The sequence below is a fragment of the Paracoccus hibiscisoli genome (assembly GCF_005048265.1).
GTDB lineage: Bacteria > Pseudomonadota > Alphaproteobacteria > Rhodobacterales > Rhodobacteraceae > Paracoccus > Paracoccus hibiscisoli.
In genome coordinates, this window is sequence record NZ_SUNH01000009.1 from 85720 (window position 1) to 98354 (window position 12635).

13 protein-coding genes are annotated in these 12635 nt (G+C 67.4%); 11 read left to right on the top strand and 2 right to left on the bottom strand.

Features of this window, described 5'->3' with window-relative positions:
• Positions 1–2: 2 nt before the first annotated feature.
• From galE to FA740_RS07480, 5 genes are all read left to right on the top strand, one after another.
• Entirely contained in the window at positions 3–989 is a 987-nt protein-coding gene (gene galE, locus FA740_RS07460) for a UDP-glucose 4-epimerase GalE (protein ID WP_136856144.1), read from the top strand.
• Positions 953–1996, top strand: coding sequence for a glycosyltransferase family 2 protein (locus tag FA740_RS07465; RefSeq protein WP_246053513.1), 1044 nt, complete (start codon positions 953–955; stop codon positions 1994–1996). The genes galE and FA740_RS07465 overlap by 37 nt, the downstream gene beginning before the upstream one ends.
• Before the next feature lie 109 nt (positions 1997–2105).
• A complete protein-coding gene (locus FA740_RS07470; RefSeq protein WP_136856145.1) occupies positions 2106–3131 on the top strand; it encodes a glycosyltransferase family 2 protein in 1026 nt (341 codons plus the stop codon).
• Between the two features lie 5 nt (positions 3132–3136).
• Positions 3137–4873, top strand: coding sequence for a DUF5927 domain-containing protein (locus tag FA740_RS07475; protein ID WP_136856218.1), 1737 nt, complete (start codon positions 3137–3139; stop codon positions 4871–4873).
• Positions 4870–6261, top strand: coding sequence for a hypothetical protein (locus FA740_RS07480; RefSeq protein WP_136856146.1), 1392 nt, complete (start codon positions 4870–4872; stop codon positions 6259–6261). The genes FA740_RS07475 and FA740_RS07480 overlap by 4 nt, the downstream gene beginning before the upstream one ends.
• A gap of 30 nt (positions 6262–6291) precedes the next feature.
• Here the strand turns inward: FA740_RS07480 and FA740_RS07485 are convergent, their stop codons facing one another.
• Positions 6292–7674 carry a phosphohexomutase domain-containing protein gene (locus tag FA740_RS07485; RefSeq protein WP_136856147.1) on the bottom strand — a complete coding sequence of 461 codons (1383 nt, stop codon included), beginning with the start codon at positions 7672–7674 and terminating at the stop codon, positions 6292–6294.
• Positions 7675–7812: 138 nt separating this feature from the next.
• On the opposite strand from FA740_RS07485, the gene FA740_RS07490 reads away from it, so the two are divergent.
• The 6 genes from FA740_RS07490 to FA740_RS07515 all read left to right on the top strand — a co-directional run bounded on the left by FA740_RS07490 (position 7813) and on the right by FA740_RS07515 (position 12044).
• Positions 7813–8214: a ketosteroid isomerase-related protein gene (locus tag FA740_RS07490; RefSeq protein ID WP_136856148.1), complete on the top strand. Its 402-nt coding sequence runs from the start codon at positions 7813–7815 to the stop codon at positions 8212–8214.
• Entirely contained in the window at positions 8211–8795 is a 585-nt protein-coding gene (locus tag FA740_RS07495; RefSeq protein ID WP_136856149.1) for a GNAT family N-acetyltransferase, read from the top strand. The genes FA740_RS07490 and FA740_RS07495 overlap by 4 nt, the downstream gene beginning before the upstream one ends.
• Entirely contained in the window at positions 8792–9646 is an 855-nt protein-coding gene (locus FA740_RS07500; protein ID WP_136856150.1) for a carbon-nitrogen hydrolase family protein, read from the top strand. Before FA740_RS07495 ends, FA740_RS07500 begins: the two co-directional genes overlap by 4 nt.
• Before the next feature lie 72 nt (positions 9647–9718).
• Entirely contained in the window at positions 9719–10141 is a 423-nt protein-coding gene (gene arfB, locus FA740_RS07505) for an alternative ribosome rescue aminoacyl-tRNA hydrolase ArfB (RefSeq protein WP_136856151.1), read from the top strand.
• Positions 10138–10611 (top strand): NUDIX hydrolase, encoded by a 474-nt coding sequence (locus tag FA740_RS07510; protein WP_136856152.1) that lies wholly within the window; start codon positions 10138–10140, stop codon positions 10609–10611. The genes arfB and FA740_RS07510 overlap by 4 nt, the downstream gene beginning before the upstream one ends.
• Complete coding sequence (locus tag FA740_RS07515) at positions 10608–12044, top strand: inorganic phosphate transporter (RefSeq protein ID WP_136856153.1); 1437 nt, start codon at positions 10608–10610, stop codon at positions 12042–12044. The genes FA740_RS07510 and FA740_RS07515 overlap by 4 nt, the downstream gene beginning before the upstream one ends.
• Before the next feature lie 258 nt (positions 12045–12302).
• Here the strand turns inward: FA740_RS07515 and FA740_RS07520 are convergent, their stop codons facing one another.
• Positions 12303–12497 carry a hypothetical protein gene (locus FA740_RS07520; protein WP_136856154.1) on the bottom strand — a complete coding sequence of 65 codons (195 nt, stop codon included), beginning with the start codon at positions 12495–12497 and terminating at the stop codon, positions 12303–12305.
• Positions 12498–12635: the final 138 nt, after the last annotated feature.

The following is a 12635-nucleotide window of genomic DNA, read 5'->3' on the forward strand; positions in this document are numbered from 1 at the left end:
GCATGGCGGACAAGGTTCTGGTAACGGGCGGGGCGGGCTATATCGGCTCGCACGCCTGCAAGGCGCTGGCGGCGGCAGGGTTCGTTCCCGTCACGCTGGACAATTTCTCGACCGGCTGGCGCGATGCCGTGCGCTTCGGTCCGGTGGTCGAAGCCGACCTGATGGACCGTGCAGCCCTGGATGCGACCTTTGCCCAACACCGGCCCGTGGCGGTGCTGCATTTCGCGGCCCTGTCCCAGGTGGGCGAGGCGATGGCCGAACCGGGCCGCTACTGGCGCAACAATGTCGCGGGGTCGCTGAACCTGATCGAGGCTGCCATTGCCGCGGGGTGCCTGGATTTCGTCTTCAGCTCGACCTGCGCGACCTACGGCGACCGCGACGGCGAGGTGCTGGACGAGGACACGCCGCAGGCGCCGCTGAACGCCTATGGCGCATCCAAGCGCGCGATCGAGGATATGCTGGCCGATTTCGGGGCCTCGCACGGGCTGCGGTCGGTGATCTTCCGCTATTTCAACGTGGCGGGTGCCGATCCTGACGGAGAGGTGGGCGAATTCCACCGCCCCGAGACCCATCTGATCCCGCTGATCCTGGACGCGGTGGACGGCAAGCGCGCGGCGCTGACCATCCACGGCACCGACTATCCGACCCCGGACGGCACCTGCATCCGCGACTATGTCCATGTGATGGACTTGGTCGACGCGCATGTGAAGGGCCTGGAATGGCTGCGCGCAGACAAGGGCAGCCGGGTGTTCTGCCTGGGCACCGGCGACGGATTCTCGGTCCGCGATGTGGTCGATGCCACGCGCGCCATCACCAACCGCGAGGTGCCGATGCTGGACGGCCCGCGCCGGGGCGGTGACGCGGTCAAGCTGGTCTGCGGCAGCACCCGCGCCAAGGCCGAGCTGGGCTGGTCGCCCGACCGCTCGACCATGCCGCAGATGATCGCGGATGCGTGGCGCTGGCACCAGACGGGCGATTACAAGCGGTGACCCCGCGCGCGGCGTGGCAGGCCTATCGCCTGCGCTGGAAGCGTCGCGAACTGATCTGGCGCGCCTTGCGGGCGCGCCGGGCGCTGCAGCCGGTGGCGGAACGCCATGGCGCGATCCGCCCGGGCGACGTGCTGGCGGTGACGACCCTGCGCAACGAGATCGCGCATCTGCCCGGTTTCCTGGACCATTACCGCCAGCTTGGCGTCGCGCATTTCCTGATGGTCGACAATGCCAGCACCGACGGCTCGGACCGCTATCTGGCGGAACAGCCGGACGTGTCGCTGTGGCATTGCCCCGACAGCTATCGCGCGGCGCGGTTCGGGCTGGACTGGGCGGGGGCGCTGCTGTGGCGCTTTGGGCGGGGGCATTGGTGCCTGACGGTCGATGCCGACGAACTGCTGGTCTATCCCCATAACGACACGCGGTCGCTGCCGGATCTGGTGGCGCATCTGGACCGGATCGGCCAGCCGGGGCTGGGCGCGGTGATGCTGGACCTGTATCCCTCCGGGCCGCTTGGCACGGCGGATGCCCCCGAAGGCGCGCCCCTGACGGCGCGTCTGCCCTGGTTCGACCCCGGTCCCTGGCGCGCGCAGCGGATGATGCCGCGCCGCAACCTTTGGGTGCAGGGCGGGGTGCGGGACCGGGTATTCTTTGCGGATAATCCGCGCCGCGCACCGACCATGAACAAGCTGCCGCTGATGCGCTGGTCGGGGCGGCCGGTCTATGTCAATTCGACCCATTCCGTGCTGCCGCCGCGGCTGAACCTGATCTATGACGGGCCGGGCGATCCGCGCCTGTCGGGGGTGCTGCTGCATGGCAAGTTCCTGCCCGATATTGTGGCGAAGTCCAACGAGGAGCTGCACCGCCGCCAGCATTTCTCCGACCCGTCGGCCTATACCGATTTTCATCGTGCAGTGGCGGCGGGACCGGTGCTGCGTGGCCCGGAATCGCAACGCTGGCAGGGCTGGCGGCAGATGGTCGACCTGGGACTGATGGGTACAGGTTAAAGGGTTCTGTAACCAAACCGTCTGGAACCGCTTGCCAAGTCGGGATCGGGTGAACATTGCTATCTTATGATGCGCAGTTACCTGACCCTATCCCAGCTAGGACGCCATTATGCGAATCGGTGACGTTCCCTTCCCGGGCCGCCTGCGTTGCCGTGCGGAACGGCAGTATCTCGTCGTGCGCGCCTGGAACCGGCGCCATGCCCTGAAATCAATAATGAACCGAACTGATCAGATCCGCAAGGGCGATATCTTGGCCTTCGTGACCCTGCGCAACGAGCGTGTGCGCCTGCCGTATTTTCTGGATTATTATCGCAAGCTGGGCGTCGACCATTTCCTGTTCGTCAACAACGACAGCGACGATGGCAGCGGCAACTATCTGGCCGAACAGCCGGACGTGTCGCTGTGGTGGACCAATGCGGGCTACAGGCGGTCGCGGTTCGGCATGGACTGGATCAACCGGCTGCTGATGAAATACGGGCACGGGCATTGGTGCCTGACGATCGACCCGGACGAATTCCTGATCTATCCGCATAGCGATTCGCGCCCGCTGGAGGCGCTGACCGATTGGCTGGACGCGTCCGGGCGGCGCAGCTTTCCCGCGATGCTGCTGGACATGTATCCGCGCGGCAATATCGAGGACCAACCCTATGAGGAGGGCACGGACCCGTTCCAGATCGCCCGCTGGTTCGATCCGGCGAATTACAGCATCAGCAAGAACGCCTATTACGGCAACCTTTGGATCCAGGGCGGGCCGCGCACGCGCAAGTTCTTTACCGCCGAACCCCTGGCAGGCCCGGCCCTGAACAAGACGCCGCTGGTCAAGTGGCACTGGCGCTATGCCTATGTCAGTTCCACCCACATGCTGCTGCCGCGCCATCTGAACATGGTCTATGACGAAAGCGGCGGAGAGATGGCGTCGGGCTGCCTGCTGCATGCCAAGTTCCTGTCCACCTTTGCCGACAAGTCCGCGGAGGAGCTGGACCGCCGCCAGCATTACGCCAACAGCAAGGAGTATCAGGCCTATCACGCGGGGTTGCGGCGCGGCACGGACCTGTGGTGCAGCGAATCGCGCGAATATGCCGATTGGCGCCAGCTGGAGGATCTGGGGCTGATCTCTCGGGGGAACTGGGCGTGACGGGGATGGTGGCGAAATCCCGCCTCGGATTGGGCGGCACATGGCCGGTTTGCGCGGCGGGCGCGGTCCAGCTGGGCGTGGTGCTGTTGTGCCATGCGCGGCTGGACGTGGCCGCCCGGATGGCCCGCATCTGGGTCGAGGGGGGCGCCCGCGTGGCGATCCATGTCGATGCCAAGGCCTCGGCCCGGTCGGTGGCGCGGATGCGGGACGCGCTGTCGGACCTGCCCGGCATCGTCTTTTCGCGCCGCCACACCTGCGACTGGGGCCGCTTTAGCCTGGTGCGCGCCACGCAGGACGCGGCCCAGATGCTGCTGGAGCGGTTCCCCGAGGTGACCCATGTCTATCTGGCCTCGGGGTCGTGCCTGCCGCTCAGGCCGGTGCGCGATCTGGCGGCGTTCCTGGCGCTGGACCCGGCCTGCGATCACATCGAAAGCGTCAATGCCCTGGATGTCGGCTGGACCGTGGGCGGCCTGAACGAGGAACGCTTTACCCTGTTCTATCCGCTGGACTGGCGCAAGCAGCGCTGGCTGTTCGACCGGCTGACGGCCCTGCAGCGCGGCCTGGGCATCCGCCGCCGCCTGCCCAAGGGGCTGTCGCCGCATCTGGGGTCGCAATGGTGGTGCCTGACCACCGCCACCCTGCGCGCCATACTGGAGGACCCCCGCCGGGTCGAGTTCGACCGTTTTTTCCGGCTGACCTGGATTCCCGACGAAAGCTATTTCCAGACCCTGGCGCGTCGCCACGCCATCCGGATCGAGAGCCATTCCCTGACCCTGGCCAAGTTCGACCACAATGGCAGGCCCTATCAGCTGTATGACGACCATGCCCTGATGCTGGAGGAATCGCGCTGTTTCGTGGCGCGCAAGGTCTGGCCGCAGGCGACCGAGCTGCTGGCGCATTTCCCGCGCCCACCCGGCCCCCAGCCCGACCTGTCCCCGCCCCAGCCCCAACGGATCGAGCGGTTGATCAACCGCACGGTGCGGCGCCGCCTGCTGGGGCGGCCGGGCCTCTATATGCAGAGCCGGTTCCCGCGCAAGGACGCCGAAAACGGCAAGACCTCGGCCCCCTATTCGGTGTTCCAGGGCTTTTCCGACATCTTCCCCGAATTCGAGGACTGGCTGGCGGGCCTTCTGGATGCCGATGTCCACGGCCACCTGCTGGGCCCCGAGATGGTCGAATTCGCCGGCCGCCCCGAGATCGGGCCAGGGGCCATCTCGTCCAACACGCTGATCCGCGACCGCGACCCGCACGGGTTCCTGACAGCGCTGATCCGCATCACGACCCGCATGCAGGTGTTCCAGTTCAGCCCGCGCGACAATCAGCGGCTGAACTGGTTCATCGCCACCGACCCGAACGCCCATATCCATGTCGTCACCGGGGCCTGGATGCTGCCCCTGCTGGAATCGGACATGCCCTTCGACGACATCCGCCGCGTCACCGCGCTGCTGCAGCGCGCCGAGATCGCGCAGATGGACGTGCTGAATTCGGTCTGGGTCAAGGCCCGCGTCCATGTCCACGAACTGACCGATTTCCTGGCCCGCCCGCAGGAGATGTTGCTGCAATCGCTGCAGCATTTGCCGCTGCGGGACGGGCCGCCGGGTGACATGCCCCGAATGCGCGACCTGGAAGGGCTTGCAGATCTGGTGCGGCGGTTGAAGAATTCCGGCCTGCGCCCGCACCTGGCGGGGGACGCTCTGCCCACCGCCGACATCACTCTGCCCGAAAGGATCGCCGCCGAATGACCCGCCCCTTCCGCCGCTTCGTCATCTTTGCCGAAATGCGCACCGGGTCCAACCTGTTGGAGGCGACGCTGAATGCCCTGCGCGGCGTCACCTGCTTTGGCGAGGCGTTCAACCCCTACATGATGGGCTGGCCCGACAAGGACGAATTGCAGGGCATCACCCGCGACCAGCGCGAGGCGGACCCGATGGTCCTGCTGAACAAACTGTTCGACAGACCGGGCCACCTGCCGGGGTTCCGCTATTTCCACGACCACGACCCGCGGGTCTTTGACGCGATCATGCACGACCCGGAATGCGCCAAGATCGTGCTGACCCGCAATCCGCTGGACAGCTATGTCTCGACCCAGCTTGCCCGGCAGACGAATCAGTGGAAGCTGAACGAGACCGAGACCCCGATTCCCGCGACCATCACTTATGACGGCCCGGAATTCCGCGACATGATCGCCGCCGTGGAGCGGTTCCAGCTGCGGGTGATGCACCGGCTGCAGGTGACGGGCCAGACGGCCTTCTGGCTGGGCTATGAGGATCTGCGCGATGCCGATGTGATGACCGGGCTGGTCCACTGGCTGGGCCGCACCGACATTCCCCGGGTGGAACCCGCCAGCGACCAGGTCCCCCAGAACCCGCGTGAACTGGCCGAAAAGGTCGGCAATTTCGACCAGATGCAGGCCGATCTGGCGCAGGTCGACCCCTTCATGCTGCGCCGCATCCCCAATTTCGAGCCGCGCCGCGGCCCCTCGGTGCCCAGCTTTACCGCCACGGATGCGGGGGCCGGGCTGATCTTCATGCCGGTGCGCTGCGGTCCGGGGGGGGCTGTGCGCGACTGGATGGCGGGGCTGGGGCAGGTCACGGGCGATTTCACCCAGACCAGCCTGCGCCAGTGGAAACGCCAGCGTCCGGGCCATCGCAGCTTTGCGGTGCTGCGCCATCCGCTGCACCGGGCCTGGACCGCATTCCGGCAGCTGCTGCAGGAGGGCGCACCAGAGCTGCGCCAGCTGATGCGCGACGTGCATCGCGTGGCGCTGCCGCCGGATGCGGCGCTGGCGGGGCTGTCCCAGCAGGATCAGGTCGATCTGTTCGCGCAGTTCCTGGGGTTCCTGAAGCGGAACCTGAATGGCCAGACGACTCTGCCCACCCATGCCGGATGGGCCAGCCAGTCCGAGGTCATCGCGGGTTTCAGCCGGGTGGCGACCCCCGACATGCTGATCCGCGAGGATCGCCTGGCCGAGGATCTGTCCGCCCTGGCCCGCACCGCAGGCATCGACGACCCGCTCGTGGACGGGCTGAAGACCCAGCCCATGCCCGATTTCCTGCGCGAAAAGCCACTGTTGCAGGCCGCGCGGCAGGCCTATCTGCGCGATTACATCGCGTTCGGGTTCTCGGATTGAGGCGGGCGGGCCTTTCGGCCCGCCACCCCGTCACGCCTTGAGCAGGGCCGCCAATTCGGCCTGCTTTTGTGCCACCAACGCCGCGTCGCCGTCGGATTCGACGTTCAGGCGCACCACCGGCTCGGTGTTCGACTTGCGCAGGTTGAACCGCCACGTGCCGAAATTCAGCGACACCCCGTCCAGATCGTCGCGGCTGTCGGCCTGCGGCTCATAGGTCGCGATCAGGCGCGCGATGGCCGCGTCGGGGTCGGCGATGGTATAGTTCGTCTCACCAGAGGACGGATACAGCCGCATCCGCTCCTCCAGCATTTCCGCCAGCGTCATGCCCTTGCGCGACAGCAGCTCGATCATCAGCAGCCACGGGATCATGCCGCTGTCGCAGTAATAGAAGTCGCGGAAATAGTGATGCGCCGACATCTCTCCGCCATAGATCGCGCTGACATCGCGCATCTTGCGCTTGATGAAGGCGTGGCCGGTCTTCGACACCACGGCCTCTCCGCCGGCCTCCTGGATCATGGCGCGGGTGTTCATGATGACGCGAGGGTCATGCACGATCTTCTCTCCGGGCGACTTTTCCAGGAACGCCGCGCCCAGCAGGCCGACGATATATTCGCCGGGGATGAAACGCCCGTTCTCGTCAAAGAAGAAGCAGCGGTCGAAATCGCCGTCCCAGGCCACGCCCAGATCGGCCTTCTCCTCGATCATGCGGGCGACGGTGGGGGGCTGGTTTTCGTCCAGCAGGGGGTTGGGGATGCCGTTCGGGAAGCTGCTGTCCACGTCGTGATGCATGCGCACGAAGGTCAGCGGCGCGCCGCGACGCTTAAGCTCCTCGTCGATGGCGTCAAAGGTCGGGCCGGCGGTGCCGTTGCCGGCATTCACAACGATCTTCATCGGGCGCAGGGCGGCCACGTCGACGAAATCGGCCATGCGGGACGCGTATTCCGCGCGGGCATGGCTGAAATCGGTGACTTTGCCCTTGGTCGCCGGGGCGAAATCGCCGCTGGTCGCCAAATCGACAATGGGCGGCAGCTCGGTCGCTGGGTCCAGGGGGGCCGAGCCGTGGCCCACGATCTTCATGCCGTTGTAGTTGATCGGGTTGTGCGATGCCGTGACCTCGATCCCGCCATCGGTGCCTTGGTTGCCGGTGTGGAAATAGACCTCCTCGGTGCCGGCCAGGCCCAGGTCCAGTACGTCGGCGCCGCCATCGGTCAGCCCCTCGATCAGGGCGGCGGCTAGCTCCGGGCTGCTGGCGCGGCTGTCGCGGCCCACGACCACGCGTTTCGCGCCGCGCGCCTGCGCAAAGGCGCGGCCGATGCGATAGGCCACGTCCGCGTCCAGGTTCTTGCCCAGCTCTCCACGCACGTCATAGGCTTTGAAGCAGGTGATCTCGCGCCTGCCAAGGGGGGTGTTCATGTCGTCCTCCGGTTCCGGTTTGCATCAGCGCTAACAGGTTCGGGGCGATTTTCAAGGTTCGGGCGGCATGGCACCTTGGGACGAGGTGACGGCACGCCCCCGCCGCGCTAGATTCCGCCCACCAGCAAGGAGAGACCGATGGATGCCAAGGCCCTGATCGCCGCCTATTACGACGCCTTCAACGCGGGGCGCACCGACGACATGCTGGCGCTGCTGCATGATGACGTCGAACACCACGTGAACGAAGGCAAGATCCGCACGGGCCGCGCGCTCTTTGCCGAATTCAACGCCCACATGACCGAAAGCTATCGCGAGAACCTGACCGACATGGTCATCATGGCCAATGAGGCGGGCGACCGTGCGGCGGCGGAATTCGTGGTGAACGGTACCTATCTTAAGACCGATCCCGGCCTGCCCGAGGCCAATGGCCAGACCTATCGCCTGCCCGCGGGCGCATTCTTCACCATCCGCGACGGGCGCATCGCGCGGGTCACGACCTATTACAACCTAGCCGACTGGATGGCGCAGGTCGGCGCATGAGCGCCACGGTCCGCGTCCTGACCGGCGATGCGCTGGCCGATGCGCTGCCCGATGTGGCGCGGCTGCGCATCGACGTGTTCCGCGACTGGCCGTATCTGTATGACGGCGATGCCGATTACGAACGCGATTACCTGCGCGCCTATCAGTCGCCCGGCGCCGTGGTCGTGGCCGCGATGGATGGCGACCGGATCGTGGGGGCCGCGACTGGCGCGCCCATGTCTGATCATGCCGCCGATTTCGGCGCGGCCTTTGCCGGCCGCCCCGAGCCCCTGTCCGACATCTTCTACTGCGCCGAATCGGTGCTGCTGCGGGCCTATCGCGGCCACGGGCTGGGGCACGCCTTTTTCGATGCGCGCGAGGATCACGCCCGTGCCCTGGGGGCGCGCTGGTCGGCCTTTTGCAGCGTGATCCGGCCCGTCGATCATCCGATGCGGCCCGCCGACTATCATCCGTTGGACGGGTTCTGGCACAAGCGGGGCTATGCGCCTCTGCCCGGCGTGACCGCGCAATTCGCGTGGAAGGATCTGGGCGAACCCACTGAGACCGACAAGACCCTGCAATTCTGGATGAAACCGCTGTGAAGATCGCCGCCGCCGCCTATCCGATCGACTGGTTCGACAGCTTCGACACCTATACCGACAAGCTGACCCGATGGGTCGCCGAGGCGCAGGCCGATCTGCTGGTCTTTCCCGAATACGGCGCGATGGAGCTGGCCTCGCTGGGCGGCGCGGCGGTGGCCGGCGATCTGGAGGCCAGCCTGCACGAGGTCGCCCGCCACTGGCCGGCCGTCCAGGCGCTGCATGCCGATCTGGCCACGCGGCACGGCTGTCACATCCTGGGCGCGTCGGGGCCGGTCTTTGACGGCGCGCGGCCCGTCAACCGCGCGGTGCTGTATGGCCCCGATGGGGTGATCGGCCATCAGGACAAGCAGATCATGACCCGGTTCGAGCGCGAGGACTGGGACGTGACCGGCGCGCCCGGCCTGCGCGTCTTCGACACCGCTTTTGGTCGGATCGGCGTGCTGATCTGTTATGACAGCGAATTCCCCCTGCTGGGGCGCATCCTGGCCGAGGCCGGGGCCGAGATCCTGCTGGTGCCCAGCTGCACCGACACGGTCGCCGGATTCACCCGCGTGCGCATCGGCGCCATGGCCCGCGCACTGGAGAGCCAATGCGTCGTCGTGCAGGCGCCCACCGTCGGCCCCTGCGACTGGATGCCCGCGCTGGACGAGAACCGGGGCCGCGCCGCGATCTATGGCCCGCCCGACGGGTTCTGGCCCGAAACCGGGATCATCGCCGAAGGGTCGATGGATGCGCCGGGCTGGGTGCGGGCGCAGATCGACCTGTCTCGGGTGCGGACCAGCCGGGCCGAGGGTGCCGTTCTGCCCTTTGCGCATTGGCCCGAACAGGATCGCAGCCGCCTGATCCGGTGATCCTGTCGGGATTTACCGCGAATTAACCGCTTTGCGCTTTAACTGGCTGCGGAACCCGCCATATCTTGGGGCATGCTGCATGTCACCGACACCATAGCCATCCAGGAATGGGAGCTTTCCGAACATTTCACCCGGTCTCAGGGACCGGGGGGTCAGAACGTGAACAAGGTGGAGACGGCGGTGGAATTGCGGTTCGAAGCGGCACGATCCCCCGCCCTCAGCGACGCGGTCAAGCGTCGCCTGCAACGGCTGGCCGGGCGGCGCTGGACGCAGGATGGTGCGATCCTGATCCTGTCGCAGGAAACCCGCAGCCAGGCGCGCAACCGCGAACTGGCCCGCGACCGCCTGGCCGAGCTGATCCGCCAGGCCCTTGCCGCGCCCAAAAGGCGCATCGCCACCCGCCCAACGCTGGGCAGCCAGCGCCGCCGCCTCAAGGCCAAGACCGTCCGTGGCGAGGTGAAATCGCTGCGCGGCCGGGTGGAGGGTGACGAATGATCATGTGGCGCCGTGCGCTGGACATGCTGCTGGGCCGGCGGCCGGTGATGATGCAGGTGGGCGCGGTCTGTCACGACGCGGCCACGGGGCAGGTGCTGTTGATCACCAGCCGCGATACCGGGCGCTGGGTGATCCCCAAGGGCTGGCCGATGGAGGGGCGGACCCTGTATGGCGCCGCCGCCCAGGAGGCCTGGGAGGAGGCCGGCGTCCGCGGCCGCATCCACCCCGCCGAGCTGGGCCGGTTCCTGTATGAGAAACGTCAGGATCAGGGCTATGCCGTCCCGGTCGAGATGCGGGTCTTTCTGCTGTCGGTGGACCGGCTGGACGACGAGTTTCCCGAAAGCCGCCAGCGGCAGCGACGCTGGTTCACGCCCGCCGACGCCGCCCGCCGCGTGGTCGAGCCGGGGTTGAAGCGCATCCTTTTGTCGCTGCAGACCGCCGACAGCGCGCAGGCCGCACCCCCGCCATGACCCACAGCCCCGGATACCGTGTCCTGGACAAGGATCTGGGTCGCATCGGGCATGCCGAGGTGGCGCAGATGCACGCCTTTCGTCCGGTCTGGCGGCTGGGGCTGCTGGTGCTGGCGCTGGTGGGGGGGCTGCTGGTGGCGATGGCCGTGTCGGGCGCCGCGCCGGGGGTGCTGGCGATCGGGGCGGGGCTGGTGGTGGCGGCTTGGCTGGGCATGGCGATCGGGGCGAACGACGTCGCGAACTCTCTGGGGCCGGCGGTCGGGGCGGGGGCGATCGGCCTCTTGCCCGGGCTGGCGCTGGTCGCGCTGGCGGGGGTGGCGGGGGCGGTGCTGGCGGGCGGGGCCGTGTCGGCCCGGCTGGCCGCCGGTATCGTGCAGCTGGCCCCGGTGGCCGGTGATCCACGTGCGCCTTTGGTGATGGTCGCGGCCCTTGTCGCGGCGGCCATCTGGATCACGATGGCCACGGGCATCGGCCTGCCGGTCAGCACTTCGCATTCCATCGTCGGCGGCATCGCCGGGGCGGGGGCGGTGGCCTTTGGGCTGTCTGCGGTCGCCTGGGGGACGCTGGCGATGATCGCCTCGGTCTGGGTGGCGACGCCGGTGGTGTCGGGGGGGCTGGCGGGGGCGCTGCTGATCCTGCTGCGCATCAAGGTGGTCAAGGCGCCGGACCGCGCCGCCGCCGCCCTGCGCTGGCTGCCGCCGCTGGTGGGGCTGATGGTGGGGTTGTTTTCGGCCTATGTGCTGCTGCTGGTAAACCGGCAGCTGGGGCTGTCGGTGATCGTCGGGGCGGCGGTTCTGCCCGCCCTGGCCGGGCATCTGCTGACCCGCCGCGCCGTCCGCCGGGAACTGGCCGCCCATCCGCGCAAGCCGGGGATCAAGCCGCTGCTGCGCCCCGCGCTGCTGATGGCGGTGGTGATCCTGGGATTCGCCCATGGCGCCAATGACGTGGGCAACATCGCCGGACCGCTGTCAGTGATCCTGAGCGGGCAGGGACTGAGCGCGCAGATCGGCTTGGTGCCGGTGCTGGTGCTGGTCTGCGGCGGGCTGGCCATCGCCACGGGCACGCTGCTGTTCGGGCGCCGCCTGGTGCACATGGTCGGCAGCGGCATCACGCGGCTGAACGCGGGGCGCGCCTTTTGCGTGTCGCTGGCGACGGCGGTGACGGTGCTGGCGGCGTCAGGGATGGGGCTGCCGGTCTCGACCACGCATGTGGCGGTGGGCGGGGTCTTTGGCGTGGGCTTTGCGCGCGAATGGCTGGACCGCCGTCCCGGCAGCCGGGCCGAGGCCCTGCCCGCGGACGAAACGCGCCGCCGCATCCTGGTGCGGCGCAGCCACGTCGTGACCATCACCGCCGCCTGGCTGGTGACGTTGCCCGTGACCGGCGCCTTGGGCGCGCTGGCCTGCATGCTGGTCTTGCGGGTGGCGGGTCGCTAGCACCGGGGCTTGGTCAACGCCAAGGGTTGCTGCCGCCGCTGATGCGAGGGTGAAGGACAGGCCTCCGCGCCTCTGCCGTAGCGGCTGGGATAGGTCGGCTTGCATCCAGCCTGCCGAACATGATCTCGATCCTGTACCGGCATCAGTGGTATCTCACGGGATGTTTGTTGGACTGACGATCAAAGGTGCTGGCCATTACCCTCCCTCTTCCCACGCGCCTCGCAGCCAGTCAGCGTTCTATCCACAATCGGCCACAGGTCATTCGGACTTGGGCAGACTGTTCAAGAGTGCCGTCACGCCAACGGAGCGGCTCACCTGCCCGCCGGTTATGTGGCATCGGTCGGTCGACCTTTCGCATCGGTCACGGTGTGCGATTTGGTGCTCACGAAGCCCTTTTTTGGCGTGCAGGCTGCGAGCCGTGCGGTAGGCCTTCACATAGGTCGCGTCGATCATCACCGTTTTCCGATCTGTGCCCTTGGCAGGGAAACCCATCACGATCCGGGCGAAGACTCCGTTATCGCTCCAGCGCGACGAGCGTTGTTTGCGGGCGCTGCTTCATGGCCCCGCGGTGCGTTGCATCACCCCAATCCG

What these genes read in the sequence shown, in the direction of transcription:
- FA740_RS07470 (WP_136856145.1), top strand. Translation starts at nt 2,106, where the DNA reads ATGCGAATCGGTGACGTTCCCTTCCCGGGCCGCCTGCGTTGCCGTGCG.
- FA740_RS07520 (WP_136856154.1), bottom strand. Translation starts at nt 12,497, where the DNA reads ATGATCGACGCGACCTATGTGAAGGCCTACCGCACGGCTCGCAGCCTG.
- FA740_RS07510 (WP_136856152.1), top strand. Translation starts at nt 10,138, where the DNA reads ATGATCATGTGGCGCCGTGCGCTGGACATGCTGCTGGGCCGGCGGCCG.
- arfB (WP_136856151.1), top strand. Translation starts at nt 9,719, where the DNA reads ATGCTGCATGTCACCGACACCATAGCCATCCAGGAATGGGAGCTTTCC.
- FA740_RS07475 (WP_136856218.1), top strand. Translation starts at nt 3,137, where the DNA reads ATGGTGGCGAAATCCCGCCTCGGATTGGGCGGCACATGGCCGGTTTGC.
- FA740_RS07485 (WP_136856147.1), bottom strand. Translation starts at nt 7,674, where the DNA reads ATGAACACCCCCCTTGGCAGGCGCGAGATCACCTGCTTCAAAGCCTAT.
- galE (WP_136856144.1), top strand. Translation starts at nt 3, where the DNA reads ATGGCGGACAAGGTTCTGGTAACGGGCGGGGCGGGCTATATCGGCTCG.
- FA740_RS07490 (WP_136856148.1), top strand. Translation starts at nt 7,813, where the DNA reads ATGGATGCCAAGGCCCTGATCGCCGCCTATTACGACGCCTTCAACGCG.
- FA740_RS07480 (WP_136856146.1), top strand. Translation starts at nt 4,870, where the DNA reads ATGACCCGCCCCTTCCGCCGCTTCGTCATCTTTGCCGAAATGCGCACC.
- FA740_RS07515 (WP_136856153.1), top strand. Translation starts at nt 10,608, where the DNA reads ATGACCCACAGCCCCGGATACCGTGTCCTGGACAAGGATCTGGGTCGC.
- FA740_RS07495 (WP_136856149.1), top strand. Translation starts at nt 8,211, where the DNA reads ATGAGCGCCACGGTCCGCGTCCTGACCGGCGATGCGCTGGCCGATGCG.